A 24,330-nucleotide genomic window follows, 5' to 3' on the forward strand; every position below is an offset into this window, starting at 1 on the left:
GTTTTTCACCCGCACAAACAGCGGCTCATACGCCCGGCCCACAGCACCAGTCCCGTCCGGTCAGGATTTACCCGGTCTGAAGGCGGTTGCCTGTCACGGGGTCGTCGCCCAGCCGCAGGCTGACAAAGTCAATAAAGCTGCGCAGCTTGGGCGGCATGTAGCTGCGGCTGGTGTACACCGCAAACAGGTGGCTGGCAAAAGTGGGTTGCTGACCCACCAGGACCAGCCGCCCGGCTGCCACATCGTCATCGACCAGCCAGCCCGGCAGGGCCGCAGCGCCCATGCCTGCAAGCACCGCGTGGTACGTCAGCGTGGTATCGCTGGAGCTCATCACTGCATTCAGGCGCAGGCCGCTGCCCTCTATTTTTCCAGCCAGATCGACGCGATCCGTGGGCAGGTAGTTGGGCATGATGACCTGCAGCGACCGCGCAGCCAGTGGCTCGCCAGATGGGCCCACCGCGGGCATGCTGTGCAAATACGCGGGAGTGGCCACCAGATGGAAGGCCACCGCGCACAGGCGCCGCGCAATCAGGGCGGGGGAGGGCTCCACGGTGACCCGCAGCGCCACGTCAAACCCCTCGGACACGAGGTCCACCATGTGGTTGTCCAGATGCATGTTCAGCCGCACCTCCGGGTAGTGCTGGCGGTAGTCGGCCAGCACGCGGGCAAATAACCCATTGGCACACCACACCGGCGCACTGATCTTGAGCTCGCCCCGTGGCAGCGTGGTGGTCTGGCTCACGGCGGCCTCGGCCGCGTCCAGAATATCCAGCGCCTGGCGGCATTGCGCGTAGTACAGCGTGCCCGCTTCGGTCAGGCTCAACTGCCGGCTGCTTCGGTGCAGCAGGCGCGCCCCCAACGCCTGCTCCAGACGGGCCAGATGCTTGCTCACCATGGGCGCCGACATCGACAGCCGCTCCGCCGCGGCTGCAAAGCTGCCGGATTCCACAATCTCCCGCAGCACCCGAATGCCCGTGAGTCCAATCATTGCTTTCCTTTCAGGAAACTCACCATTGAGTTTTTGACTATCGCTATTCCGATGAGGAAATCATAAACTGCAGCTCATGGCCCAGCGGCCTCAACTCTCATTTGCCAAGGAGCTCACCATGTCAACCCGTCTACCCACTTATTTCATCTCCCACGGCGGCGGCCCCTGGCCTTACATGGACGACATGCGCCAGATGCTGCATGGGCTGGAGGTGTCCCTGCAGGACATGCCGCGCCAGATCGGTGTCACGCCAAAGGCCGTGCTGGTCATCTCCGGCCACTGGGAAGAAAGCGCCTTCACCGTCATGGCCAGCGCCCGCCCGCCCATGGTCTACGACTACTCCGGCTTTCCGGCGCATACCTACGAGGTGGTCTATCCCGCACCCGGCGCGCCCGCGCTGGCCGCACGCGTGCAAGCGCTCATCACCGGCGCCGGTTTGCCCGCCCGGCTGGACCCTGAGCGCGGTTTTGACCACGGCACTTTTGCGCCCCTGGTGGTGATGTACCCGCAGGCGGATGTGCCCGTTATTCAGGTGTCGATGAAAACCGGCCTGGACCCCGCCGAACACCTGGCCCTGGGCCGCGCGCTGGCGCCCTTGCGCGACGAAGGCATCCTGATCGTTGGCAGCGGTTTGAGCTACCACAACCTGCGCATGTTCGGCCCGCAAGCCAAAGCACCGTCGCAGGCGTTTGACACCTGGCTGCAAGACACATTGGTCACCAGCACCCCCGCCGAGCGCGAGGCGCGCCTGCTGCAGTGGGCCAGTGCCCCGTCCGCCCGCACCGCCCACCCGCGCGAAGACCACCTCATCCCCCTGATGGTTGCCGTGGGCGCCTCCGAGTTCGATCCGGCCACCTGCGTGTACCACGAGGAGGGTGTGTTTGGGGGCGTGGTGGTGTCGAGTTTCCGGTTTGATGCGGTTTGAATTTATATGATTCAGGGCTGTAGCGCAGGTGGGGCGTGCGGAAGTAGCTATTAATTTGGTAGCGTTTTAGCTTCAATTCTTAGGCTGTCGCGTGGCAGCGACTTGTATAGAAGTCAGTGTTTTTTAGATAAATACCGTCTAACATACATAAAAATTCAAACTTTCTATACATGTAGATTGCAAAAAGGTTAGCCATGCCCCAGCTTGCTCCGCTCGACCACCTGAATCCTGCCCGCTTTGAAACGCCGTCCATCCTCAAAAAACTGGCCAGCAGCAGCCGCAAGCTGGCGGAGTTAAAGGGTATTGCCGGGTCCATTCCCAACCAGGGCATCCTCATCAACACATTGGGTTTGCAGGAGGCCAAGGACAGTTCCGAGATTGAAAACATCGTCACTACCCACGACGAACTGTTCAAAGACGATGTGCTGCCTGAGGCGTTTGCCAACCCAGCCGCCAAAGAAGTACTGCGCTACCGGCAGGCTCTGCGTGTGGGCTATGAGCAGGTGCGCGCCAGCGGCTTGCTAACCACCAACCATATCATTCAGATCCAAGGCGAACTGGAGCGCAACAACGCTGGTTTCCGCAAACTGCCTGGCACTGCGCTCAAAGACGGCAGCGGGCAAACGGTTTACACCCCGCCCCAAGACCCGGCCGAGATCGTGGCGCTTATGGGTGCTCTGGAGCGCTTCATCAATGACTCTGCGCTATTCGATGTCGACCCGTTGATCAAAATGGCCTTGATCCACCACCAGTTTGAAAGCATCCACCCGTTTTACGACGGCAATGGCCGCACCGGGCGCATTTTGAATGTGTTGTATCTTGTCAAAGAAGGTCTGCTGGACATTCCCGTGCTGTACCTCAGCAACCATATTGTTCGCAACAAGGCTGACTACTATCGCTTGCTGCAAACCGTGCGCGACCACGACACGTGGGAAGACTGGGTGCTGTATCTGCTGACGGCGGTGGAGCAAACCGCCGGGCAAACCATTGCCACCATTCAGTCCATTAAAGCGGCACTGTTTGACTACAAACACCGCATTCGTGCCGACTACAAGTTCTACAGCCAGGACTTGATCAACAACCTGTTTACACACCCGTACACCAAGATCGAGTTTGTGATGCGCGACCTGCAAGTGTCACGCATCACGGCCACCAAGTATCTGGAGGCACTGGTGGCGGGCGGCTTTGTGCAGAAGCAGAAGTTGGGTCGTGGGAACTACTATGTGAATTTGGGGTTGAAAGCGATTCTGCAGGGGTAAGGGTGGAAAACTCAGTGAATACATTTTCAAACTGGCGTTCTGTGCGCATGTGGGAGTCGCGGGTGACGCGCGATTTGCGTCAGCGGCGCCTGCTTTGGCTGCACGGGCTGTGCATTGGCCTGATAACCCTGGCTGTGACTTGGGGCGCGTCGGCCGTGCAGATGCACTTGGGGGGCGAATCCCTGGCGCTGCGTTATCTGGTCTCTCTGGGTGTGGGTTACCTCAGCTACCTGTTCTTGGTGCGCGTGTGGGCTGAGGCCCTGATCCGGCGCAGCCATGCTGAAGTGCCCGATGTGTCGGGTCTTGATTTGCCCGGTTCGCGAGGCGGCTGCGAAATACCCAGCCAGCCGTCTATGCACAGCGGTGGAGGCGGGGACTTTGGTGGCGGCGGTGCGTCGGGAGACTTTTCCGATGGTGCCGTTGGTGCAGCAAACGGCCTGGGCGAGTTGACGGGTGGCGCTATTGAAGTGGCTGCCGGTAGTGACGAGGCTGCCATTGTGGTGGTGCCAGTGGTGGTCGTGTTCTTGATCGGATGTTCAATCTTTTTAGGGGCCGGCGCGCTGGTGCTGCTGTATTTTGGTTGGGAGGTGTTGCTGGCAGTTGCCGTGGAACTGGCGTTTTCCTACGCCACGGCCCGTACCGCCATACGCGTCAACCGAGAAGGCTGGGCGTCGGCCGCCGTGCGCCTGACCTGGAAACCCCTGGCTGGCGCCGTGGTGTGCGCGGTCATGCTCGGGGCGACGATTGACTATTTCATTCCTGCGGCGCAGTCTTTGCCGCAAGCGCTGAAGGCTTTGATACATCGGGCGTGAAAGGTGTTTGAAATTTAAACGTTTCAGGGCTGTAACGCAGGTGGCACGTGCGGGAGTAGCTATTAATTTGGTAGCATTCTGGCGTGTACTTCCCGTTGGCTTTTGACTTGCCGTCGGCTGTTGCACAATTCATCCAACTTCTCCAGAAAAACCCGCCATGAGCCTCGACTACACCCCTTTGGGCAACGCCATTGCGCAGCTTGAAAAAAGCCTCTCTTATGCCCACTCGGCCGCTGCACTGGCAGACCCCGGTTTGCGTGAGCAACTGCGCAACTCTGTAATCCAGTGCTTTGAGTTCACCTATGAGCTCAGCTGGAAAATGCTCAAGCGTTATCTGGAGGAAACCGAGGCCAGCCCTGCGGACATTGATGTCAGCACTTTTCAAAACCTGATCCGCTTGGGCAACGAGCGCGCCTTGCTGCGCTCAGATTGGCGCCAATGGAAAGTCTACCGTCAGGCCCGCACCGACAGCAGCCACACCTACGATGCCGCCAAAGCCGAGGCGGTGTTTGCTGTGGCTCCTGATTTTCTGGCTGAAGCCCGAGCCCTGTTGGGTGAACTGACGCGCCGCAGCGCCCAGACGTGAACGAGTCATGAACTCTGTGGCATTCCCTGGCGAGCCTCCCATCGATATCGCCCCTCGAGATTGGGCCGATGTCGTGCGCATCCTGCACGAACAAGTCCCCACCCTCGAAGTGTGGGCGTTCGGCTCGCGGGCCAAGCGTACGGCCAAACCTTATTCAGACCTGGACCTGGCCCTCATCACCAGCCAGCCCTTGTCGCTTGAGCAATTGGCCGCCATCACAGACGCTTTCGCCACATCAGACCTGTCGATTCAGGTGGACGTGGTGGACTGGGCATCGACCAGCGAAGCCTTCCGAAAAATCATTGAGCGGGACAGGGTGGTCGTTCAGAACGCCGCGGCAGTGTGACGAAGCGGTTCGCTGCGAGTGGCTTTCCGTCATTGAACGAGTCGCCGAACAATGACATTGTTTCAATTGAAATCCAAGCGCTGATTTTTGCAACATCGGGGCCATGGACGGGCGTGACCCTCGGGTTGCTGGCAAAGCTCTTTGCACTGTGCAAGGTTCAGAGACCAGCAATTTTGAATCGAAGGAAACATCATGAAAACCCCTGCAAAATCCCCTCGCCTGATTATTGCCAGCTCACTGCTTCTGAGCTTCGCTGCGGCCCATGCCGCTGGCGGGTTTACCGTCACGCCAGCTCAGGAGAAATTAGTGGCTGTGGGCATGACGGCAAGCGAGGTGAAACAATTTCTTGGGCGACCGGCGTTGACCGAGAAGTTTCGCAATGAACCCGGCCCCACACTGAGCTACAACGTGATGGGTGGCGCCCGCGAGACAGCATTGTTTGACGTAGATCTTGGTGCGGACGGCCGTGTGGCCTCGCTCAGTGAGCGCATCGTGGATGAGCATGGCGATTAAGCGATACGGGCTGGACCAACGCTGACCGAAAAAACGCTAAACACCGTACGGGAGTTTGGATTGCATCATCTTCCTGCGGTCTATCTTGCGCCCGTCAACAATGAACGTTCCGTCGCCAACGGCATGCACCATGCGCTTCTCTTTGCGCGTGGCATCGATGTAAGCAGCAACGGCCTCCAGGACAACAATGTTGTGCTTTTGAACGATGTCGATGACCTTGCACTCCAGGTTGGCGAGGCACTCCTTGATCAAGGGCGACTTGACCACTTTGCCCTGCACGGGCGTGAGCTTGAACCTGGCAAATTTATCTGTATCTTTCCCGGAGCACGTCCCGATACCGACCACCTTGTCCAGCATATCAACGGTGGGAATGGCAATGACGCACTCCCTGCTTTTTCGCAATGCCGCGTAGGAGTGATTCCATTCACCCGTGGCGATGGCAAACACTGGCTTGAAATCCATCACCATGGTCCAGGAAATCGTCATGATGTTGGCTTGATGTCCATCATGGGTGGTCACCAGAACCACAGGCCCTGATTCCATCAGGGTAAAGGCCTTGTTCAATTCCAATTCCTGCATGAGAGCACCTCTTGATATTGCACTGACCGATGAACGGAAACAGCCGTTCCACAGAGACTACCACCCCATACGCCACAAGGCGTATTCCCCATTCCTCCGTGCCTCCCTAAAGTCAACCCATCGTGATGCAAAAGCCTGTCCCAACAACAGGCCAAGCGCAGCGAGATGGTTTTATCAACTTTGGAAGGTCACACATGCAACACGTCAATTCACGTCGTTTCACACTCAAGGCACTCACCGCCGCCGTCGCCCTGTCGGGCCTGACGGCCCTGCCCGCGTTGGCTGCTGACACCATCAAGGTCGGCATTCTGCACAGCCTGTCGGGCACCATGGCCATCTCGGAGACCGTGTTGAAAGACACCGTGCTCATGGCCATTGACGAGATCAATGCCAAGGGCGGTTTGTTGGGCAAGAAGCTGGAGCCCGTGGTGGTGGACCCCGCAAGCAACTGGCCGCTGTTTGCCGAAAAAACCAAGCAGCTGCTCACCCAGGACAAGGTGGATGTGATCTTCGGCTGCTGGACTTCGGTCTCCCGCAAGTCGGTGTTGCCCGTCGTTGAAGAACTCAACGGCCTGCTGTTCTACCCCGTGCAATACGAGGGTGAAGAACTCTCCAAAAACGTGTTTTACACCGGTGCTGCGCCCAACCAGCAGGCGATTCCTGCGGTCGACTATTTGATGAGCAAAGACGGCGGCGCAGCCAAGCGCTGGGTGCTGCTGGGCACCGACTACGTGTACCCCCGCACCACCAACAAGATTCTGCGCGCCTACCTGAAGAGCAAGGGCGTGAAAGACACCGACATTGATGAGAAGTACACCCCGTTTGGCCACTCCGATTACCAGACCATCGTCGCTGACATCAAGAAGTTTTCTGCCGGTGGCAAGACCGCCGTGGTGTCCACCATCAACGGTGACTCCAACGTGCCTTTCTATAAAGAACTGGGCAACGCCGGCCTGAAGGCCAAAGACGTGCCGGTGGTGGCGTTCTCGGTGGGTGAAGAAGAGTTGCGCGGTGTGGACACCAAGCCGCTGGTGGGCCACCTGGCGGCCTGGAATTACTTCATGTCGATCAAGAATCCGACCAACACCGAGTTCATCAAGAAGTGGTCCGCCTACGCCAAGGCCAAGAACATTGCCGGTCACAAAGACAAGCCTTTGACCAACGACCCGATGGAAGCCACGTACATCGGCATCAACATGTGGAAACAGGCGGTTGAAAAAGCCAAGTCCACCGACACGGACAAAGTCATCGCCGCCATGGCCGGCCAGACCTTCAAGGCACCGAGCGGCATCGTGAGCAAGATGGATGAGAAGAACCACCACCTGCACAAGTCGGTGTTCATTGGCGAGATCAAGGCCGACGGCCAGTTCAACGTGGTGTGGAAGACCCCCGGTCCGGTCAAGGCCAAGCCATGGTCGCCCTACATCGAAGGCAATGCCGCCAAGCCCGACGAACCCGTGAAGAAGTAAGGCGCTAGCCTACTGCGCGTCCCGATCTGAGGGGCTGCGGTGCTCTGCGTACCTGAAGTACGCGTCCGCTCCTCACTCCTCACCTCGGGTCGCTCGCTACGGCCATCACCTAACTGTCATGTCTGGTCGTCAAGGAGTTGCAGTGTGGACATCCACCACCATGCCCACCCTACAGGTTCTTTTTATGCTGCTCAAAAGACTATTCTTATTTGCTACTATTTTTATAGCTAGCCACGCCCATTCCCTCACGGCTGACGAGGCAAATACCATGGCTTCCGGCGAGGCCGATGCGCGCATTGCGGCGCTCAACAAAGCCGTGGCCACGGCCGATGACAAGACCGCGGCGTTTCTGCAGGCCCTGTCTGACGACGCCGTCAAGCTGGCCGGCAGCAAGGCCATCATCGTCAGGGACGACAAGGGGTTTGACCCCGTGACCGGTGCCGAGTTCGCACTGCCCGCTGACGCCGAAGACGTGATGAACAACAACCGCATGCGCGGCGAGCTGGATTCGGCGTTGGCCACGCTCAAGCTGTTTTCCAAAGACGAAAATATCCGCATTGCTGCCATCAAACAGTTGCAAAGTGATGCGGACGAAACCAAGCTGCCCCTGATTGAAAAAGCGTTTGCCGCCGAGCAAAATGCGCAGATCAAGGCCCAGTTGGGCATGGTGCGGGCCGCTGCCCTGCTCAACAGCAGTGACAAGACCAAACGCCTGGAAGCCGCCAGGTTGCTGAGCACCAGCACGCAGGCCAGCACCAAAACCGTGTTGCTGGCCCGGCTGGCGCAAGAGACCGAACCGGATGTCAAATCCGCCCTGCAAAACACACTGCGCGAGGTTGAAGCCGCGCTGGCCTGGGGCGACCGGCTGGGTGCGATGTTCAGTGGCATCAGCCTGGGCAGTATCTTGCTGCTGGTGGCGCTGGGTCTGGCCATTACCTACGGGCTGATGGGCGTCATCAACATGGCGCACGGCGAGCTGATGATGATCGGTGCCTACGCCACCTACGTGGTGCAGGGCCTGTTTCAGAAGTACCTGCCGGGCGCTTTTGACTGGTATTTGCTGGCCTCGGTGCCGGTGGCCTTCATGGCGTCGGCGCTGATGGGGGCCGCGCTGGAGCGCACGGTGATCCGCTTTCTGTATGGTCGCCCGCTGGAAACATTGCTGGCGACCTGGGGTATCAGCCTGATGTTGATGCAATTGGTGCGCACCCTGTTTGGCGCCCAAAACGTGGGGGTGGAAAACCCGTCCTGGATGAGTGGCGGGGTGCAGGTGCTGGGCAACCTGTCGCTGCCCTACAACCGGCTGGTGATCATCGGCTTTGCCATTTTTGTGCTGGGTGCCGTGTCGTGGCTGATCAGCCAGACACGCCTGGGCTTGTTCGTGCGCGGTGTCACGCAAAACCGTGCCATTGCGTCCTGTATGGGGGTGAATACCGCCCGTATTGATACCTACGCCTTTGCCCTGGGTTCCGGCATTGCCGGGCTGGCAGGCTGCGCCTTGAGCCAGGTGGGCAATGTCGGGCCTGACCTGGGGCAGGGCTACATCGTGGACTCGTTCATGGTGGTGGTGTTGGGCGGTGTGGGCCAGTTGGCCGGCACGGTGTATGCGGCCATGGGGCTGGGCATTCTGAACAAGTTTCTGGAGGGCTGGGCCGGTGCGGTGCTGGCCAAGATTGCGGTGCTGGTGTTCATCATCATCTTTATTCAAAAACGTCCCCAAGGCATTTTTGCCATGAAGGGCCGGAGCGCAGAAGCATGAGTACCTTGGTTCTTCCTTCAAAAAGCCCGGTGTTGAGCGGCAAGGGCTGGACTGCCTTTGTGGTGGCGCTGATCCTGGTGTGTGGGGTGGCCCCGGCACTCAACCTGTGGGTGCCCGCAGACAGCGTGTTTCACATGAGTGACTACGCCGTCGGCCTGGTGGGCAAGATCATGTGCTACGCCATTTGTGCGCTTGCCATGGACCTGATCTGGGGCTACACCGGCATCCTGAGTCTGGGCCACGGTGTATTTTTTGCACTGGGCGGTTACGTCATGGGCATGTACCTCATGCGCCAGATTGGCACGGATGGCAACTACAAAAGTAACTTGCCGGACTTCATGGTGTTTCTGGACTGGAAGACGCTGCCCTGGCACTGGACGTTCAGCGACAGCTTCATCGCGACGCTGTTCCTGATTGTGGCGGTGCCGGGCCTGGTGGCCTTTGTGTTTGGCTACTTTGCCTTTCGCTCGCGCATCAAGGGTGTGTATTTCTCCATCATCACCCAGGCCATGACGTTTGCGGCGATGTTGCTGTTCTTTCGCAACGAGACGGGCTTTGGGGGCAACAATGGTTTCACCGATTTCAAGCGGATTTTGGGTATCCCGATTGCGACACCCAGCATGCGCATGACCTTGTTTGTCATGACCGGCCTGACCTTGCTGGGCTTCTTTTTGTTTGCCCGCTGGCTGGTCAGCGCCAAGTTTGGCCGTGTGCTGCAGGCCGTGCGTGATGCGGAAACCCGTGTCATGTTTTCGGGCTACAACCCGCTGGGCTACAAGCTCACCATCTGGACCATTTCGGCCATGATGTGCGGCGTGGCCGGTGCCTTGTATGTGCCGCAGGTGGGCATCATCAACCCCAGTGAAATGAGTCCGGCCAACTCGATCGAGATTGCCATTTGGGCCGCGGTGGGCGGGCGTGCCACCTTGCTGGGTCCCATCATTGGCGCCTTTGCGGTCAACGGCGCCAAGAGCTGGTTGACGGTGGCCTATCCGGAATACTGGTTGTACTTTTTGGGTGCCCTGTTCATTGGTGTGACCCTGTTTTTGCCGGACGGGATCGTTGGCTTGGTCAGGAAGTTGCGGGGAGACAAAGCATGACGCCCGATCTGTTTGAAGAAGGCGCGCGCCGGGTGGAGGTGCACGCGGTCAAGGCCGACTCAGGCCACACCGAGTCGGGTGGGCGCGCTGCGGGTTTCTCCCGCTTGCACACGCCGGGCGAGGTGGACGTGACCCATGGCCGCATTTTGTATCTGGAAGATGTGTGCGTGAGTTTTGACGGCTTCAAGGCCATCAACAATCTTTCGCTGGACATTGCCCCCGGCGAGTTGCGCTGCATCATCGGCCCCAACGGCGCGGGCAAGACCACGATGATGGACATCATCACCGGCAAGACGCGACCCGATTCAGGCACTGTTTTCTTTGGCAGCACCATTGACCTGCTGCGTTACAAAGAGTCTGAGATCGCACAGATGGGCATTGGCCGCAAGTTTCAAAAACCCACCGTGTTCGAGCAGCTCTCGGTGTTTGAAAACCTGGAGCTGGCGCTGAAAACCAACAAGGCGGTGCAGGCGTCCATGTTCTTCCGCCTGGACTCCACACAAAGTGATCGATTGGCAGACGTGCTGCACACCATTCACCTGGCGGACAGCGTGACGCGCCAGGCGGGCAACTTGAGCCATGGCCAAAAGCAGTGGCTGGAGATTGGGATGCTGCTCATGCAAGACCCGAAATTGCTGTTGCTGGACGAGCCGGTGGCGGGCATGACGGACGAAGAAACCGAGCGCACTGCCGAGTTGTTTTTGACGCTCAAGGGCAAGCACTCGCTGATGGTGGTGGAGCACGACATGAGCTTCATCAACACCATCTCCGACATTGTTACCGTGCTGTGCGATGGCTCGGTGCTGGCACAAGGCACGCTGGCGCAAGTGCAGGCCGATGAGCGCGTGATTGAAGTTTATTTGGGCCGCTAGGCAAAGCACATGCTGAACGTTAAAAACATCAATCAATACTATGGCGGCTCGCACATCCTGCGTGATGTGAGCCTGCAGGCCACGCTGGGGCAGGTCACCGTCATTCTGGGGCGCAATGGGGTGGGCAAGACCACGCTGCTCAAGAGCTTGATGGGCCTGGTGCCCATCAAGACCGGCAGCATCGAGCTGGATGGCAAGCCGATTCAAAATGCAACGCCTTACGAGCGCGCCCGTGCCGGTATGGGCTTTGTGCCGCAGGGGCGCGAGATTTTTGCCCGGCTCACGGTGGAAGAAAACCTGCGCATGGGACTGGCCTACAAAAGCGCCAGTACCCCGATACCGGCTGAGTTGTATGACTTGTTCCCGGTCTTGAAGCAGATGCTGCACCGCCGGGGCGGTGACCTGTCAGGCGGGCAGCAGCAGCAGCTGGCCATTGCCCGTGCGCTGGCGGCCGGTCCCAAACTCCTGATTCTGGACGAGCCCACCGAGGGCATTCAGCCCAGCATCATCAAGGACATTGGCCGCGTGATCCGCATGCTGGCTGACCGGGGTGACATGGCCATTGTGCTGGTGGAGCAGTACTACGACTTTGCGCAGGAACTGGCCGATGACTATGTGGTGATGGAGCGCGGTGCGGTGCTGGCGCGCGGCAAAGGCCCCAACATGGAGATTGATGGTGTGCGCCAGTTAGTCGCGATTTGAGAGCTTATTGGGCGCACCGCCGGTGCGCAACGTCAGGCCACCGGCCTGGCGTTTTTGTTCACCGAGGGCAGGTCGGTTGCTGTTGGTGTTGTAGCGGGTGCGCAGGTCCTGCACCATCTCCAGCAGCAGGGGCGCTTCGTCAATTTTGGCGGTGTAGCGGTTGAGTACCAGGTAGGCGGTTTCAATCAGTTTGCCGTTGAGCGTGGTGCCCCCGTGAAAGATCAGGTTTTTGACGGCCGCCTTGGGGTCACCGCCCATGCTCAGCGACATGGCATATTCGGTGAGCTTCAGTATCTGGGTGTGGGCGGCGCGCACCCGTGCGGCGTAGGGTGAGTGAACGGTCGCCGCACCGGCGAGCAGTTCAGTGAGCGAGCGCCCCGTGCAATACCGCATGCCGATCTTGTCGATGACAGACTCCACCTCGTCCAACTGAATGGCCTTGTTGGCCAGTTGGGCCAGCAGCGTCAACAGGTTGGACGCGGACTCAAAGTCAAACTCCGGCTGGTTGACGGTGCTGATCAGGGCACGCACGGCGCTCAGGGCCATGGCAAACTGGCTCTGCTGGATGTAATAGAGGGCCTCCACAATGTTGGCCAGGCGCTGATGGCGTTTGCTGTCCGGGTTGCGCTCAATCAGGCGAAGAAAGTCGTCGCGACAGCGCTGGAGTCCCTTGCGGTCGCCATTCTCCAGCCGGGCGAAGGCCAGCAGCACCAGGGTCTGGCAGTCAAACATCTTGGAGTCCAGCCCGAGCCGGGTGGTGCGGTCGAGTACCTTCTCGGCCTCTTGCCGGTCGCCCGCAAAGTAGCTCATCATGCCCAGATTCTGTAAACGGCTGATGGAGGCGGGGGTGAGTTCAGCGGCCATTTTGTAGGTGGCCAGCGCCTGCTCAAACTTGCCTTGCTCAAACTGGGCGCGGGCCATCACGTCGTAGGCGTCGGTGTAGCTGGGGTCCTCGTTGATCATGTTCTCCAGTGTGCTGGCCGCCTTGGCAACCTGACCGTCGTCCAGCAGCGAGCGAGCAATCCCCAGTTTGGCCCATGGCAGGGTTTTGGCTGCCACGACCGCTTCGTACAGCCTCTGTGCCTTGGCGCACTGGCCGATGCGCAACAGCAATTCGGCGCCCACCCGGGCGGCGTACAGCCAAAACAGGCCCTTGGTTTCAAACCGGTGCAGGCACAGCCTGGCCGCCTGTTCGTAGTCTTCGGCGTCGATCGCGGCAAATATGTCTTGCAACGACACCTTGCGGATACGGGCTTGGCGCAAGCGCTCCCCCAACTGGTTGGCCTTGTGGGGTTTGAGCAGGTAACCATCCAGCGCGGACTCGGCCGCTTCAGCCACTTTGGCGTAAGTGGCCTCCCCCGTCACCATGATGAAAACGGTTGAAAATGGCAGAAGCTGGTTGCGACGCAGGTCATCCAGCAGGTCCTGGCCCGAGGAGGATTCATTGGCAAAGTGATGCTCGCACAAGACCACGTCAAATGTGCGGTACTCGAGTTGGCGCCGTGCGTCCGCCAGTCTGGCACAGGGCACCACACGGCCCACCCCGAAGTCCCGCAACTGCGATACCAGGACCGAGCGGGAAGTGGGGTTGCTGTCAATGACGAGCGCAGCAGATGAAGACAGATCGTCTTCAAGCAGCGCCATCAGACGCCCCCCGTCTGTGTGAGGCAGCAGCCTGCGCTGAAGATGCCATGGGATTGCCTCATGTCTGGAGTGATCTCAAAATAATAGCACTAGGTCGACCAGATACGGGGGCTAACGCCCGGCAGCGTCCATAAATGCTGACGCCACTGTAGCCACACCCGGCGCAACAGGTCCATGGCGGGCTCCACCATGGGCGCCAGCACCCGCACCACCACCACCTGGCCGTCCGGGCTGGTGGCGCCTGCGGTGTGGTGCAGTTCGTGGGTGTCGATCACCTCACGGGCCACATCCAGCGCAAGTTGTCGCCGGTCACGGGTCAGCTTGCTGCCCGTCACAAAAAAGAAGGAGGCCAGGCACCGGTGACCTGCCAACCCCAGCGGACTGTGCATCAGGCGGTGGTCATTGGCCTGGAGGCGGCCACGCTCCAGCCACACACCCGGGACTTCGATGTGCTGGAGAAAGCTCCCCTGCTCATAAGGCTGGTTGGCGTTGGGCAGGCCCAGGGCCGTCACGTCCCAGCCCATGAACTCGGCTTGCGGCGCCAGATCAAGTGTCAGGTGGTTTTCGGCCAGGCAGTGGCTGTAGCAAATAGCCTCCAGTGGCAGCCACTCCAGCCGCGCCTCATCCGCCAGGGTGATGTGGGTGCGCTGCACCGCCAACTCGCCGTTGGAGCGGTAAAACCGCGTGGCACCGGGCGTGGTGATCAGGCCGTGGGCCGTACCGCTGGCGGTGATGCGAAGGTCCAGGGTATCGCCCCCGACCAGCCCGCCGGGAGGGTGCACCAGCACGTTGTGGCACACCGCATCGCCCTCGGGGTAGAGGCTTTGCAATACCCGCAAGGGGCCGGTGTGTTGGTGGCGAGCCACCGTTCGGGCTGATTCGACACGGTAGTCAATTTCAAGTTGGGCATGCCAGGTCATAGATCGTCAGTATAGGTAGGCGCAGCCTGTCAGGACGCCCGTCCTCAATGGGCCTGTGAACCCCGGTGTGCCCAGCCGGTGGTGTGCTTTTCAAGGGCGCTGAACAGTTCGTACATCACCATCGCCATCGCACCCACCACCAGCAGCCCGGCAAAGGCCAGACCCATTTGCATGGAGGAGCCGGCTGAGATCAGCAGGTAGCCAATGCCTTCGTTGGCCGCCGTCATCTCACTGACCGTGGTGCCGACAAAGGCGAGGGTGATGGCCACCTTGAGTGAACCGTAGAAATACGGCATGGAGCGCGGCAGGCCCACCTTGACCAGTACGTCCCAGCGTTTGGCCCCCAGCACGCGCAACACGTCTTCCAGCTCCGGCTCCAAGGTCGCCAGACCGGTAGCCATGTTCACCATGATGGGAAAAAAACTGATCAAAAATGCGGTGAGGATGGCGGGTCCCACACCAATGCCAAACCACACCACGAGAATCGGCACAAAGGCGGCTTTGGGGAGGGCATTGAAGGCCGTCATCAGCGGGTACACCGCGGCATAGGCCAGGCGCGAGCTGCCAATGACAAACCCCAACAACACGCCCACCACAATTGCCAACCCAAACCCCACCATGGTGACCCAGAAGGTTCGCCAGGCGTGGCCGGCAATGGTGTCCCGGAACTCCCAAAACTGCGTCCAGATGCGCCACGGGCTGGGAAAGATGAACTCCGACACGTTGAACGCAGAGCACACGACTTGCCACAACACCAGCACCGCGATGAGCAGCAGCCAGGGTGACCAGATTTCCATTTGTTTCTTGTTCACGGCAAAACCCTTATTGTGTGCACTTACTGGTGAATGGCCGCGCCAGTTTTGCGCATGGCGCCGATGTGGCCGCGCAGCTCGTGCACGATGTCGGTGAATTCCTTGGTGTAGGTGATTTCCAGGTCACGCGGGCGCGGTAAATCGATCTCGCGCTTGACCACAAAGCGGCCGGGGCTCTTGCTCATCACGTACACCGTGTCGGCCAGAAAAACCGACTCGCGCAGATCGTGCGTCACCAGAATGACATTGAACTGCTGCTCGGTCCACAGGTCGCGCAGGATGCACCAGAGTTCTTCACGGGTGAAGGCATCCAGCGCGCCAAAGGGCTCGTCCAGCAGCAGCATCTTGGGTTCGTGAATGAGTGCACGGCAGATGCTGGCGCGTTGCTGCATACCGCCCGAGAGCTGCCACGGGAATTGGTCTTCATAACCCCCCAGGCCCACTTTTTGAAGTAGCTTGCGTGCACGCTCCTCGTATTCCTTGCGTTTGGTTTTGAAATTGCTGCGGTAGGGCTCCACGATTTCCAGGGGCAGCAGCACGTTGTCCACCGTCGTGCGCCATGGCAACAACGACGACGCCTGAAACGCCATGCCGGAGATCTTCAGCGGCCCGGTCACGGGCTGCTGGTCAATCAGGATCTTGCCTGTCGAGGGCATCCTGAGGCCGGTGGCCAGCTTCATGAAGGTGGACTTGCCGCAACCCGAGGGGCCGACGATGGCGATGAACTCGCCCTGACGCACCTTCAGGTCAATGGCTTCCACCGCAAATTGGTTTTGCTTGAGCAACTCGTCGTTGTAGGCCAGCCAGACATCCGAGAAATCGACAAACCACGGCGCAGGGTTGTGTTGCATTTTTATAAGAGAAATAGGGCGCTAGCCCAGGTGGAACGTGCGCAAGCAGCTATTAAAAATATAGCATGCAAGGTTCACTTCTTGGGCAGCACATCCAGGACCGCTTTGGCTGGCAGGAAACTGCCGTTCCACACGGACGCCGGATTGATCCGGGTTTTGGTGTTGAAGACATCGGACACCTGGCTGGCCATGAGCGACAGGCGCGGGCCGTTGACCTGGCCAAACCCTTCAGCGCGGGCGTTGGGGCTGTTGATGACGGTATCAATGGCCAGCTGCAGGCGGCGCGTTTCCAGCGGCACGTTCACAATGCCGTCGCGCGCTTTGACGTCCGCAATGGCGGCCGCCGGGTTACTCATCACGTCCTTGGCCCCTTTGGCAAAGGCGGCCAGAAACGCCTTGACGGCGCCCGGGTTCTCCTTGATCAGTTTGGGCGATGCAATGATGGCGTTGCCATACAGCTTGACCCCGTAGCTGGGGTAGGGCAGCACCACCACGTCTTCTGCCTTGACGCCACGAGCTTCCAGGTTCAGCAGCGAAGTGAAGGTGAAGCCGGTGATGGCATCCACGTCACCGCGCACCAGCATGGTTTCTCGCAGTGGCGGGTCCATGGCGGTCCATTGCACGCCCGTGACCGCGTTGGCCTTGGCAAAGATCGGGAAGGCACGGCGGCCGGCGTCGAACACCGGTGCGCCGAGTTTTTTTCCGCTCAGGTCTGCTGGCGTTTTGATGCCGGATTTTTTCAGGGCCATGACCGACGCCGGTGTGTCGTTGTAGACCATCATCACCGCGACGGGCGCGTTGGGCGCATCGGGGTTGTTGGCATGGAACTCCATGAGCGCTGCGAGGTCGGCAAAGCCCATGTCGTAGGCCCCCGAGGCCACACGTGTGACCGCACCGCCGGAGCCATTGCCGGCGTCAATGGTCACGTCCAGCTTGGCATCCTTGAAATAGCCTTTGGCTGCCGGTGTCAAAAACAGGGCTGCTGGTCCCTCAAAACGCCAGTCGAGCTGGAATTTGATGGGCGTGCTTTGTGCATGGGCTGTGCCTAAAGTGCAGGTTGCGGCCAGTGCGGTGGCCAACTTCAAGAACATGCGCTTGCTCATCGGGAAACTCCAGTGAAGAAAAATGAAATTTAATTGCGTTGGCAGCATGCAATTTAAGTGCCAGCCGCTTCAGCGCTGGTCTGGCGCTACATGCGCCGCGTTGGCCACGGCCAGTGCGGTCATGTTCACCACACGCCGTACCGTGGAGGAGGGCGTCAGAACATGAGCGGAGGCGGCTGCCCCCAGCAGGATCGGACCCACGGTGACGCCATGCCCCCCCGTGACCTTCAGCACGTTGAAAAGAATGTTGGCTGCATCCAGATTCGGGCAGATCAGGATATTGGCTTCGCCCTGAAGTTTGTTGTCCATCAGCGCGGCATCGCGCATGTCTTGAGACAAGGCGGCATCACCATGCAGCTCGCCATCGCACTCCACATCGGGCGCCATTTGGGAAAAAATCTCATGGGCCAGACGCATCTTGACGGCTGACTTGCGGTTGGAAGAGCCGTACATCGAGTGCGACAGGAATGCGACCTTGGGCGGCAGACCAAAGCGCCTGACTTCGTCAATCGCCATCATGGCGATGCTGGCCAACTGGGCGGCATCGGGGTCTTCATTGACGAAGGTGTCGGCAATGAACAGGGTGCGTTGTTCGAGCATGAGGGCGTTCAGGGTTGCATAGCCGGTAGCCCCCCGCTTGACGCCGATGACATCGCGAATATGGTCCAGGTGCGTGTCAAACCGGCCCACCAGTCCGCACAGCATGGCATCGGCATCGCCCAGCTTGAGCATCAGCGAGGCAATGGTGGTGTTGGAGCGGCGCACCGCGGCCTTGGCCGCATCGATGGACACGCCACGCCGGCCCATCAGGTGGTGGTAGGTTTCCCAGTACTGGCGAAAACGGGCGTCGTCCTCCGGGTTGACGCACTCCACATCCTTGCCCAGCCGGATGCGCAGCCCGGCTTTGAGGATGCGCGCTTCAATGACGGCAGGGCGCCCGATCAGGATCGGATGCGCCATGCCTTCGTCCACCGCGAGTTGTGCCGCACGCAGCACCCGCTCGTCTTCACCTTCGGCATAGGCCACGCGTTTGTTTCCCTTGGGAACGGATTTGGCTGCTGAAAACACGGGCCGCATGAACATGCCGGTTTGGTACACAAAGCGGGACAACTGTTGCCGGTAAGCCTCCATGTCCTTGATGGGGCGCACGGCCACGCCCGATTCTTCGGCTGCCTTGGCCACGGCCGGCGCGATGCGCAGGATCAGGCGGGAATCAAATGGCGTGGGAATCAGGTAATCGGGGCCAAAGGTCAACTCTTTGCCGGCGTAGGCGGTGGCCACTTCTTCGCTGATGTCGGCCTTGGCCAGGTCGGCAATCTGTCGCACGCAGGCCAGCTTCATGGCTTCGGTGATCTTGGTGGCACCGCAGTCCAGCGCGCCACGGAAGATGTAGGGGAAACACAGGACGTTGTTCACCTGGTTCGGGTAGTCCGACCTGCCCGTGGCGATGATGCAGTCCGGCCGCACGGCTTTGGCCAGTTCCGGGCGGATCTCGGGCTCCGGGTTGGCCAGGGCCAGGATGATGGGCGCCCGGGCCATGGTAATGACCATGTCTTGCGTCAGCACGCCGGGTGCCGAGCAACCCAAAAAAACGTCCGCGCCGTTGACCACATCGGCCAGGGTACGCAGCTCGGTGGTCTGCGCGAAACGGGTCTTGGACTCGTCAAAACCGCCGGGGCGTCCGTCATAAATGACGCCTTTGGAGTCGCAGACATAAATGTTTTTGCGAAGCACGCCCAGCCCTACCATCACGTCCAGGCAGGCCAGCGCGGCGGCGCCTGCGCCAGAGACGGCTATTTTGACCTCGTCAATGCGTTTGCCCACCAGTTCCAGGCCATTGAGCAGGGCGGCGCTGGAGATGATGGCCGTGCCGTGCTGGTCGTCGTGAAAGACCGGAATGTTCATGCGTTCGCGCAGTTTTTGCTCGATGTAGAAGCACTCGGGCGCCTTGATGTCTTCGAGGTTGATACCGCCCAGCGTGGGCTCCATGGCCGCGATGATGTCCACCAGCTTGTCGGGGTCGTTCTCGGCCAGTTCGATGTCAAACACATCAATGCCGGCAAATTTCTTGAACAGGCAGCCCTTGCCTTCCATCACGGGTTTGGCGGCCAGCGGGCCGATGTTGCCCAGACCCAGCACCGCCGTGCCATTGGTGATGACGCCGACCAGGTTGCCACGCGACGTGAACTCCGCCGCGAGGGACGGATCCGCCTCAATGTCCAGGCAGGGGTACGCGACGCCGGGAGAGTAAGCCAGGGACAAGTCGCGCTGGTTGGACAGCGGCTTGGTCGCGTTGACAGAAATTTTGCCGCGGGTCGGGGTGCGGTGGTATTCGCGGGCGGCCTCACGCAATGCGTTTTCTGCAGGGGAAAGTTCTTTGTTCATTTTTTTGTCTCCAGCTTGGTTGTCTCAAATCGCCAGACTACTCCTTTTTGGTGAATGAATAGACTGCGGCGTGGTGTTTAGTTTTTGATGGTTGTCATGACCGGTTCTGATAACAAATCAGTCAAGGTTCTGGCCATGACTTTGGTGGCGCGGCGCAGGTCTTCCAGGTCAAGGTGTTCGTCGGCACGTTTGGCATTGGACTCCAGCACGGTACGCGGTCCGGCGCCGTAAATCACGCCGGGAATACCGGCCTCGCAAAACAAACGCACGTCGGTGTACAACGGTGTGCCGAGTGCCGGAATGGGTTCACCAAAAATGGCCTCGCCATGCTTTTGAATGGCATCCACCAGCGGCTTGTTGCCGGGCAGGGGTTGCATGGCGTTGGCCAGCAGAATGCGTTTGACGTCCACCGTGATGCCCGGTTTGAGGGCGGCCGCCTCGGCAATGATCTGGCGCAGGGTGGCTTCCACCTCGGCCGGGTTTTCCTCGGGAATCATGCGGCGGTCGAGCTTGAAGGTGACGCGCCCCGGAATCACATTGGTGTTGGTGCCGCCTTCGATCATGCCGACGTTGAGATAAGGATGGGTGATGCCCAGCACCTTGGAGGTGATCTGTTGGTAGAGGGTGTTTTGCTGGTACAGCTCGTTCAGGATGCTGACTGCCGCCTGCATCGCGTCGACCCCCGAGTCGGGGATGGCCGCATGGGCCATCTTGCCGTGCACGGTAACCTCCATTTGCAGGCAGCCGTTGTGCGCGGTGATGACCTGGTAGCTGAAGCCGGCGGCAATCATGAGGTCGGGCTTGATGATCTTGTGTTTCAGTAACCAGGCCGGGCCGACCTCACCGCCAAATTCTTCGTCGTAGGTGAAGAGCAACTCCACGCTGCCTGTGATGGGTTTTACCACGGCTTCAAGGGCCCGGACCGCAAAGGCGTAGGTAGAGAAATCGCATTTGCTCACGGCGGAGGCTCGGCCGTAAATTTTCCCATCTTCAATGTCGCCGCCATAGGGGTTGTGGGTCCAGCCGTCACCCGGGGGCACCACATCGCCATGGGCATTGAGAAGAATCGTTTTGCCCGGCCCGTAGGAGCGACGCACCAGCAGGTTGGTGATGCTTTCCAGACCTGCCGCGCGGACCTCTGCCTCAGGCACAGGATACTTTTCGGCATCCAGTCCGAGCCCGTGCAACAGCGCTGCGGTGCGTTCGGCGTGCGGCGCGTTGTTGCCGGGCGGTGTGTCGGTGGGGACGCGGATCAGCGCCTGCAAGAACTGGACTTGTTCATCAAAATGCGCGTCAATCCAGGCGTCGAGTTGTTCGTAGGGGGTCATGGGGTGGCGCTTTCAGGACAGGTATTGGTAATCGGTGGCGAGTTGATTCACCAGGTTCATGAAGGCGTCAACGGCCAGTTGCATGTCGTCACTGGTGGTGCTCTCCAGCGGGTTGTGGCTGATGCCTGCGTTTTGGCCGCGCACAAACAGCATGGCCTGCGGCATCACTTCATGCAGTTTCATGGCGTCGTGTCCGGCGCCGCTAGGCATGCGGTGCAGCGGCACACCAAGGTCGGTCACGGCCTGTTCCCAGCGCTGCTGCCAGGCCAGCGCACTGGGGGCGGCAGCGGCGCGCATGGTCTCTTCCAGCATGCAGTGCATGTGGCGGCGATCACAAATCTCGGTCAACGCGTCCAGCACATCGCGCACCATCGCGTCGCGCTGGGCGTCGGTGGGCGCGCGCATGTCGAGCGAGAACTGGCAGCACCCCGGCACCACGTTGATGGAGCCATGGGGCACCTGCAGTTGGCCCACCGTGGCGACCGAGTTGCCATCCTGCATGGCGCGCTTTTCCACGGCGAGGATCAGTTCGGCCACCGCGGTGGCAGCATCGCTGCGCTGGTTCATCGGGGTGGTGCCGGCGTGGCAGGCGGTCCCCATGACCTGGCCCAGGTAGCGGGCGCTGCCGTTGATGGAGGTCACCACACCCAGCGGCAAATCCAGCTCATTGAGCACGGGGCCCTGTTCAATGTGCACTTCCAAAAAGCCCAGGTACTGGTCGGGGTGGCGCAGCAGTTGGGGAATGTCGTCCACCTTCAGCCCGGCCTGCTGCATGGCGTCGCGCATGGAAATGCCGTCGGCATCCAGCTGATCCAGCCAGGCGGGATTAAATTGCCCGATGAGTGCGCCCGAGCCCAGAAAGGTGGCCTTGTAACGCTGGCCTTCTTCCTCCGCAAAGCCGATAACTTCGAGGTGAAAAGGCAGGCGTGTGCCCTCGCGCTTCAATTCGCGCACGCAGGCCATGGGCACGAAAATTCCGAGGCGCCCGTCGTACTTGCCGCCATTGCGCACGGTGTCATAGTGGGAGCCGGTCATCAATGTCCGGGCCTCCACCTTGTCAGACAGGTAACGCCCCACCACATTGCCCACAGCGTCGATCTTCACTTCATCAAAGCCGATGGACAGCATCTGCGCCTGCAGATGCGCGGCGCAGGCGCGGTGGGCGTCTGTGAGGTAAGTCACCGTGAGTTGACCCTGCTCCTGGTAGCCCGCGTCGTTGAATTGGGCCAGGTCTTCATGCCAGTCCCACACCTCGTTGCCCAAGGTCGGCGCAGTGCCAAATTTGTCGTTGAGGCGAATCTCGGCAATGCGGTGAATGTTGCGCAGGCACTCGGCCCGTTCAAAGTCGGGGTGACCCTGCAGTCGGCGCTCAAAGGTGTCAATGATCTCCTGCCGGCTCAAGCCGGTGCCGCGTGGCCCCCGCACGGCCAGGATGAACGGAAAACCAAACTTTTCGTTGTAGGCCGTGTTCAGCTGCTGGAGGTGGGCGAACTCCTCGGGGCTGCACTGGGTGAGCCCCGCTTTGCCTTGTTCTCCGGTGGACTCGGCGGTGAGTGACTGGCTGACCATGGCTTTGCCCGCCAGCTCGGGGTGGGCTCGGATCAGTGCCAGTTGTGCGTCCATGCCCGCACCCGCGACGATGCGCGCCATGGCATGTTTCATGTGTGCCAGCGAGCGGAAAGGGCGGGCGCTCAATGCCTGCTGGGCAATCCAGGGGGAGTGTTCGTACAGGCCGTCGAGCAGCTGCAGGACTTCTTGTGCCGGCGCTGTGTTGAGTTGGTCGAGTGTCATGCTCATGTGATGTGTCGCCTAGTCCTGGTAGGGGTGCGTGGCCTTCCAGTGCCGTGCAATATCCACACGACGGCACACCCACACCCGGTCATGTTTTTCGATGTAGTCCAGAAAACGCTGCAGTGCCGCGATGCGCCCTGGGCGGCCCAGCAATCGGCAGTGCATGCCGATGCTCATCATGCCGGGGGTGTCCTTGCCTTCGGCGTACAGCACGTCAAACGTGTCTTTGAGGTATTGGAAAAACGGGTCGGCGTGTGAATAACCTTGTGGCAGGGCAAAGCGCATGTCGTTGCAATCCAGCGTGTAGGGAACGACCAACTGCGGTACGACCTGTCCATCGGTTTTTTTGACCTTCATCCAGAAAGGCAGGTCGTCGCCGTAATAGTCGCTGTCGTACTCAAAACCGCCGTAGTCAGCCACCAACCGGCGCGTGTTGGGGCTGTCCCGCCCGGTGTACCAGCCCAGCGGGCGCTCACCGGTCATGCGGGTGATGATGTCCATGCCGCGGGCCATGTGCGCCCGCTCGGTGGCTTCGTCCACGTTTTGGTAGTTCAGCCAGCGCCAGCCGTGGCAGGCAATTTCGTGGCCCAGGTCTTTGAAAGCGTGGGTCAGGTCGGGGTGACGCTCCAGTGCCATGCTGACACCAAAGACCGTGAGGGGCAGTTGCCGTTTTTCAAACTCCCGAAGAATGCGCCAGACGCCCGTGCGGGAGCCGTATTCGTAAATGCCCTCCATGCTCAGGTGGCGTTCGGGGTAGCTGGGCGGGTTGAACATTTCGGACAAAAACTGCTCGGAGCCTGCGTCGCCGTGCAAGATGCTGTTTTCACCGCCTTCTTCGTAGTTCAGGACAAACTGCACGGCCACACGCGCCTGCGAAGGCCATTGGGCATGCGGTGGCTGGCGGCCGTAGCCCACCAGGTCACGAGGGTAGGAGCGGGTGCTGTCGTAGTTTTTCATAGGTTCAGGTTGGCTTCGACCTGGCGCAGGTGTTGGTCCATCAGGTTCACGGCCAATTCTTCGTCCCGCGCGGCCAGTGCTTTCACAATGGCGGCGTGGTCTTCATTGGAGTGCGCTGCGGCCGTGGTCGTTTGGTACATCAGGGTAATGAGTGAGCAGCGTGAAATCAGGTCCAGCAGCATTTGTGCCAGCACGTCGTTGCCCATGAGTTGGGCCATGCGCACATGAAAGTCACCCAGCAGTTCGGTCCGGCCGGGCACGTCTTCGCGCAGCACCGCCCGTTTTTCCTGTGCGACATGGCTTTTGAGCGCCTTGACCATGGCCGGTGTGACTTGCCTGGTGAAGGCCCGCGTCATTTCGGCCTCCAGCATGCGGCGCACGGCAAACACCTGCCGCGCCTCGTCCACCGAGGGCGCGGACACGAAGGCCCCCCGGGCCGGCTCCAGACGGATCAGGCGATTTTGAGACAGTTGGAAAAGAGCCTGGCGCACCAGCGTGCGCGACACCCCAAACTGGTCAGCCAGTTTTTGTTCCGACAGCTTGGTGCCAGGCGCCAGGTGGTGCGCCACGATGGCGTTGGTCAGGGCGTCAACAATGAAACTGGTGGCAGAGGGCTCCATGCGGGCATG

The 24,330-nt window shown here is 60.2% G+C and carries 23 protein-coding genes; 11 read left to right on the forward strand and 12 right to left on the reverse strand.

The window, feature by feature from the left end:
- Positions 1–67 precede the first annotated feature (67 nt).
- Complete coding sequence (locus AC097N_RS05295; RefSeq protein WP_479579701.1) at positions 68–988, reverse strand: LysR family transcriptional regulator; 921 nt, start codon at positions 986–988, stop codon at positions 68–70.
- Positions 989–1,106: 118 nt separating this feature from the next.
- On the opposite strand from AC097N_RS05295, the gene AC097N_RS05300 reads away from it, so the two are divergent.
- The 6 genes from AC097N_RS05300 to AC097N_RS05325 all read left to right on the forward strand — a co-directional run bounded on the left by AC097N_RS05300 (position 1,107) and on the right by AC097N_RS05325 (position 5,429).
- On the forward strand, positions 1,107–1,913 hold the full coding sequence (locus AC097N_RS05300) for a DODA-type extradiol aromatic ring-opening family dioxygenase (RefSeq protein WP_479579702.1): 807 nt from the start codon (positions 1,107–1,109) through the stop codon (positions 1,911–1,913).
- A 194-nt stretch (positions 1,914–2,107) separates the two neighbouring features.
- Positions 2,108–3,172: a Fic family protein gene (locus tag AC097N_RS05305; RefSeq protein ID WP_479579703.1), complete on the forward strand. Its 1,065-nt coding sequence runs from the start codon at positions 2,108–2,110 to the stop codon at positions 3,170–3,172.
- Positions 3,173–3,186: 14 nt separating this feature from the next.
- A complete protein-coding gene (locus tag AC097N_RS05310; RefSeq protein ID WP_479579704.1) occupies positions 3,187–3,984 on the forward strand; it encodes a hypothetical protein in 798 nt (265 codons plus the stop codon).
- Positions 3,985–4,141: 157 nt separating this feature from the next.
- Positions 4,142–4,570 carry an HI0074 family nucleotidyltransferase substrate-binding subunit gene (locus AC097N_RS05315; RefSeq protein WP_479579705.1) on the forward strand — a complete coding sequence of 143 codons (429 nt, stop codon included), beginning with the start codon at positions 4,142–4,144 and terminating at the stop codon, positions 4,568–4,570.
- Between the two features lie 7 nt (positions 4,571–4,577).
- Complete coding sequence (locus AC097N_RS05320; protein WP_479579706.1) at positions 4,578–4,916, forward strand: nucleotidyltransferase family protein; 339 nt, start codon at positions 4,578–4,580, stop codon at positions 4,914–4,916.
- A gap of 192 nt (positions 4,917–5,108) precedes the next feature.
- A complete protein-coding gene (locus tag AC097N_RS05325) occupies positions 5,109–5,429 on the forward strand; it encodes a hypothetical protein (RefSeq protein WP_479579707.1) in 321 nt (106 codons plus the stop codon).
- 36 nt (positions 5,430–5,465) lie between these two features.
- Here AC097N_RS05325 and AC097N_RS05330 read toward each other — a convergent pair whose 3' ends face one another.
- Positions 5,466–6,008, reverse strand: a complete 543-nt coding sequence (locus tag AC097N_RS05330) for a flavin reductase family protein (RefSeq protein WP_479579708.1) — start codon at positions 6,006–6,008, stop codon at positions 5,466–5,468.
- Between the two features lie 194 nt (positions 6,009–6,202).
- On the opposite strand from AC097N_RS05330, the gene urtA reads away from it, so the two are divergent.
- From urtA to urtE, 5 genes are all read left to right on the forward strand, one after another.
- Positions 6,203–7,477 (forward strand): urea ABC transporter substrate-binding protein, encoded by a 1,275-nt coding sequence (urtA, locus tag AC097N_RS05335; protein ID WP_479579709.1) that lies wholly within the window; start codon positions 6,203–6,205, stop codon positions 7,475–7,477.
- A 184-nt stretch (positions 7,478–7,661) separates the two neighbouring features.
- Positions 7,662–9,236, forward strand: coding sequence for an urea ABC transporter permease subunit UrtB (urtB, locus tag AC097N_RS05340; protein WP_479580093.1), 1,575 nt, complete (start codon positions 7,662–7,664; stop codon positions 9,234–9,236).
- The gene (gene urtC, locus AC097N_RS05345; protein WP_479579710.1) at positions 9,233–10,336 is read left to right on the forward strand and encodes an urea ABC transporter permease subunit UrtC; all 1,104 of its coding nucleotides are present in this window, start codon (positions 9,233–9,235) and stop codon (positions 10,334–10,336) included. Before urtB ends, urtC begins: the two co-directional genes overlap by 4 nt.
- Positions 10,333–11,208, forward strand: a complete 876-nt coding sequence (gene urtD / locus AC097N_RS05350; RefSeq protein ID WP_479579711.1) for an urea ABC transporter ATP-binding protein UrtD — start codon at positions 10,333–10,335, stop codon at positions 11,206–11,208. The genes urtC and urtD overlap by 4 nt, the downstream gene beginning before the upstream one ends.
- 9 nt (positions 11,209–11,217) lie before the next feature.
- Entirely contained in the window at positions 11,218–11,910 is a 693-nt protein-coding gene (gene urtE / locus AC097N_RS05355) for an urea ABC transporter ATP-binding subunit UrtE (protein ID WP_479579712.1), read from the forward strand.
- Here urtE and AC097N_RS05360 read toward each other — a convergent pair.
- The 10 genes from AC097N_RS05360 to AC097N_RS05405 all read right to left on the reverse strand — a co-directional run bounded on the left by AC097N_RS05360 (position 11,896) and on the right by AC097N_RS05405 (position 24,321).
- On the reverse strand, positions 11,896–13,554 hold the full coding sequence (locus AC097N_RS05360) for a response regulator (protein ID WP_479579713.1): 1,659 nt from the start codon (positions 13,552–13,554) through the stop codon (positions 11,896–11,898). The two genes, urtE and AC097N_RS05360, sit on opposite strands and share 15 nt — an antisense overlap.
- Positions 13,555–13,643: 89 nt before the next feature.
- Positions 13,644–14,474 (reverse strand): urease accessory protein UreD, encoded by an 831-nt coding sequence (locus AC097N_RS05365; protein WP_479579714.1) that lies wholly within the window; start codon positions 14,472–14,474, stop codon positions 13,644–13,646.
- A 44-nt stretch (positions 14,475–14,518) separates the two neighbouring features.
- Positions 14,519–15,271, reverse strand: a complete 753-nt coding sequence (locus AC097N_RS05370; RefSeq protein WP_479580094.1) for an ABC transporter permease — start codon at positions 15,269–15,271, stop codon at positions 14,519–14,521.
- 38 nt (positions 15,272–15,309) lie between these two features.
- Positions 15,310–16,137 (reverse strand): ABC transporter ATP-binding protein, encoded by an 828-nt coding sequence (locus tag AC097N_RS05375; protein WP_479579715.1) that lies wholly within the window; start codon positions 16,135–16,137, stop codon positions 15,310–15,312.
- A 74-nt stretch (positions 16,138–16,211) separates the two neighbouring features.
- On the reverse strand, positions 16,212–17,240 hold the full coding sequence (locus AC097N_RS05380) for an ABC transporter substrate-binding protein (protein WP_479579716.1): 1,029 nt from the start codon (positions 17,238–17,240) through the stop codon (positions 16,212–16,214).
- A gap of 69 nt (positions 17,241–17,309) precedes the next feature.
- A complete protein-coding gene (locus AC097N_RS05385; RefSeq protein WP_479579717.1) occupies positions 17,310–19,625 on the reverse strand; it encodes an NADP-dependent malic enzyme in 2,316 nt (771 codons plus the stop codon).
- Positions 19,626–19,702: 77 nt separating this feature from the next.
- Positions 19,703–20,953, reverse strand: a complete 1,251-nt coding sequence (locus AC097N_RS05390) for a M20 family metallopeptidase (protein ID WP_479579718.1) — start codon at positions 20,951–20,953, stop codon at positions 19,703–19,705.
- Positions 20,954–20,965: 12 nt separating this feature from the next.
- A complete protein-coding gene (gene uraD / locus AC097N_RS05395) occupies positions 20,966–22,750 on the reverse strand; it encodes a 2-oxo-4-hydroxy-4-carboxy-5-ureidoimidazoline decarboxylase (protein WP_479579719.1) in 1,785 nt (594 codons plus the stop codon).
- A 12-nt stretch (positions 22,751–22,762) separates the two neighbouring features.
- The gene (gene puuE, locus AC097N_RS05400; protein ID WP_479579720.1) at positions 22,763–23,701 is read right to left on the reverse strand and encodes an allantoinase PuuE; all 939 of its coding nucleotides are present in this window, start codon (positions 23,699–23,701) and stop codon (positions 22,763–22,765) included.
- Entirely contained in the window at positions 23,698–24,321 is a 624-nt protein-coding gene (locus tag AC097N_RS05405; protein ID WP_479579721.1) for a GntR family transcriptional regulator, read from the reverse strand. Before AC097N_RS05405 ends, puuE begins: the two co-directional genes overlap by 4 nt.
- Positions 24,322–24,330 lie beyond the last annotated feature (9 nt).

The organism is Rhodoferax sp. LS1R11 (genome assembly GCF_056521395.1).

Excerpts from the sequence above, each read along its gene's own strand:
- AC097N_RS05360 (WP_479579713.1), bottom strand. The coding sequence starts at position 13,554 with ATGGCGCTGCTTGAAGACGATCTGTCTTCATCTGCTGCGCTCGTCATT.
- uraD (WP_479579719.1), bottom strand. The coding sequence starts at position 22,750 with ATGAGCATGACACTCGACCAACTCAACACAGCGCCGGCACAAGAAGTC.
- AC097N_RS05330 (WP_479579708.1), bottom strand. The coding sequence starts at position 6,008 with ATGCAGGAATTGGAATTGAACAAGGCCTTTACCCTGATGGAATCAGGG.
- urtD (WP_479579711.1), top strand. The coding sequence starts at position 10,333 with ATGACGCCCGATCTGTTTGAAGAAGGCGCGCGCCGGGTGGAGGTGCAC.
- AC097N_RS05365 (WP_479579714.1), bottom strand. The coding sequence starts at position 14,474 with ATGACCTGGCATGCCCAACTTGAAATTGACTACCGTGTCGAATCAGCC.
- AC097N_RS05405 (WP_479579721.1), bottom strand. The coding sequence starts at position 24,321 with ATGGAGCCCTCTGCCACCAGTTTCATTGTTGACGCCCTGACCAACGCC.
- AC097N_RS05375 (WP_479579715.1), bottom strand. The coding sequence starts at position 16,137 with ATGCAACACAACCCTGCGCCGTGGTTTGTCGATTTCTCGGATGTCTGG.
- AC097N_RS05305 (WP_479579703.1), top strand. The coding sequence starts at position 2,108 with ATGCCCCAGCTTGCTCCGCTCGACCACCTGAATCCTGCCCGCTTTGAA.
- AC097N_RS05385 (WP_479579717.1), bottom strand. The coding sequence starts at position 19,625 with ATGAACAAAGAACTTTCCCCTGCAGAAAACGCATTGCGTGAGGCCGCC.
- AC097N_RS05390 (WP_479579718.1), bottom strand. The coding sequence starts at position 20,953 with ATGACCCCCTACGAACAACTCGACGCCTGGATTGACGCGCATTTTGAT.
- puuE (WP_479579720.1), bottom strand. The coding sequence starts at position 23,701 with ATGAAAAACTACGACAGCACCCGCTCCTACCCTCGTGACCTGGTGGGC.
- AC097N_RS05325 (WP_479579707.1), top strand. The coding sequence starts at position 5,109 with ATGAAAACCCCTGCAAAATCCCCTCGCCTGATTATTGCCAGCTCACTG.
- AC097N_RS05320 (WP_479579706.1), top strand. The coding sequence starts at position 4,578 with ATGAACTCTGTGGCATTCCCTGGCGAGCCTCCCATCGATATCGCCCCT.
- AC097N_RS05295 (WP_479579701.1), bottom strand. The coding sequence starts at position 988 with ATGATTGGACTCACGGGCATTCGGGTGCTGCGGGAGATTGTGGAATCC.
- urtE (WP_479579712.1), top strand. The coding sequence starts at position 11,218 with ATGCTGAACGTTAAAAACATCAATCAATACTATGGCGGCTCGCACATC.
- urtC (WP_479579710.1), top strand. The coding sequence starts at position 9,233 with ATGAGTACCTTGGTTCTTCCTTCAAAAAGCCCGGTGTTGAGCGGCAAG.
- AC097N_RS05315 (WP_479579705.1), top strand. The coding sequence starts at position 4,142 with ATGAGCCTCGACTACACCCCTTTGGGCAACGCCATTGCGCAGCTTGAA.
- urtB (WP_479580093.1), top strand. The coding sequence starts at position 7,662 with ATGCTGCTCAAAAGACTATTCTTATTTGCTACTATTTTTATAGCTAGC.
- AC097N_RS05380 (WP_479579716.1), bottom strand. The coding sequence starts at position 17,240 with ATGAGCAAGCGCATGTTCTTGAAGTTGGCCACCGCACTGGCCGCAACC.
- urtA (WP_479579709.1), top strand. The coding sequence starts at position 6,203 with ATGCAACACGTCAATTCACGTCGTTTCACACTCAAGGCACTCACCGCC.
- AC097N_RS05300 (WP_479579702.1), top strand. The coding sequence starts at position 1,107 with ATGTCAACCCGTCTACCCACTTATTTCATCTCCCACGGCGGCGGCCCC.
- AC097N_RS05370 (WP_479580094.1), bottom strand. The coding sequence starts at position 15,271 with ATGGAAATCTGGTCACCCTGGCTGCTGCTCATCGCGGTGCTGGTGTTG.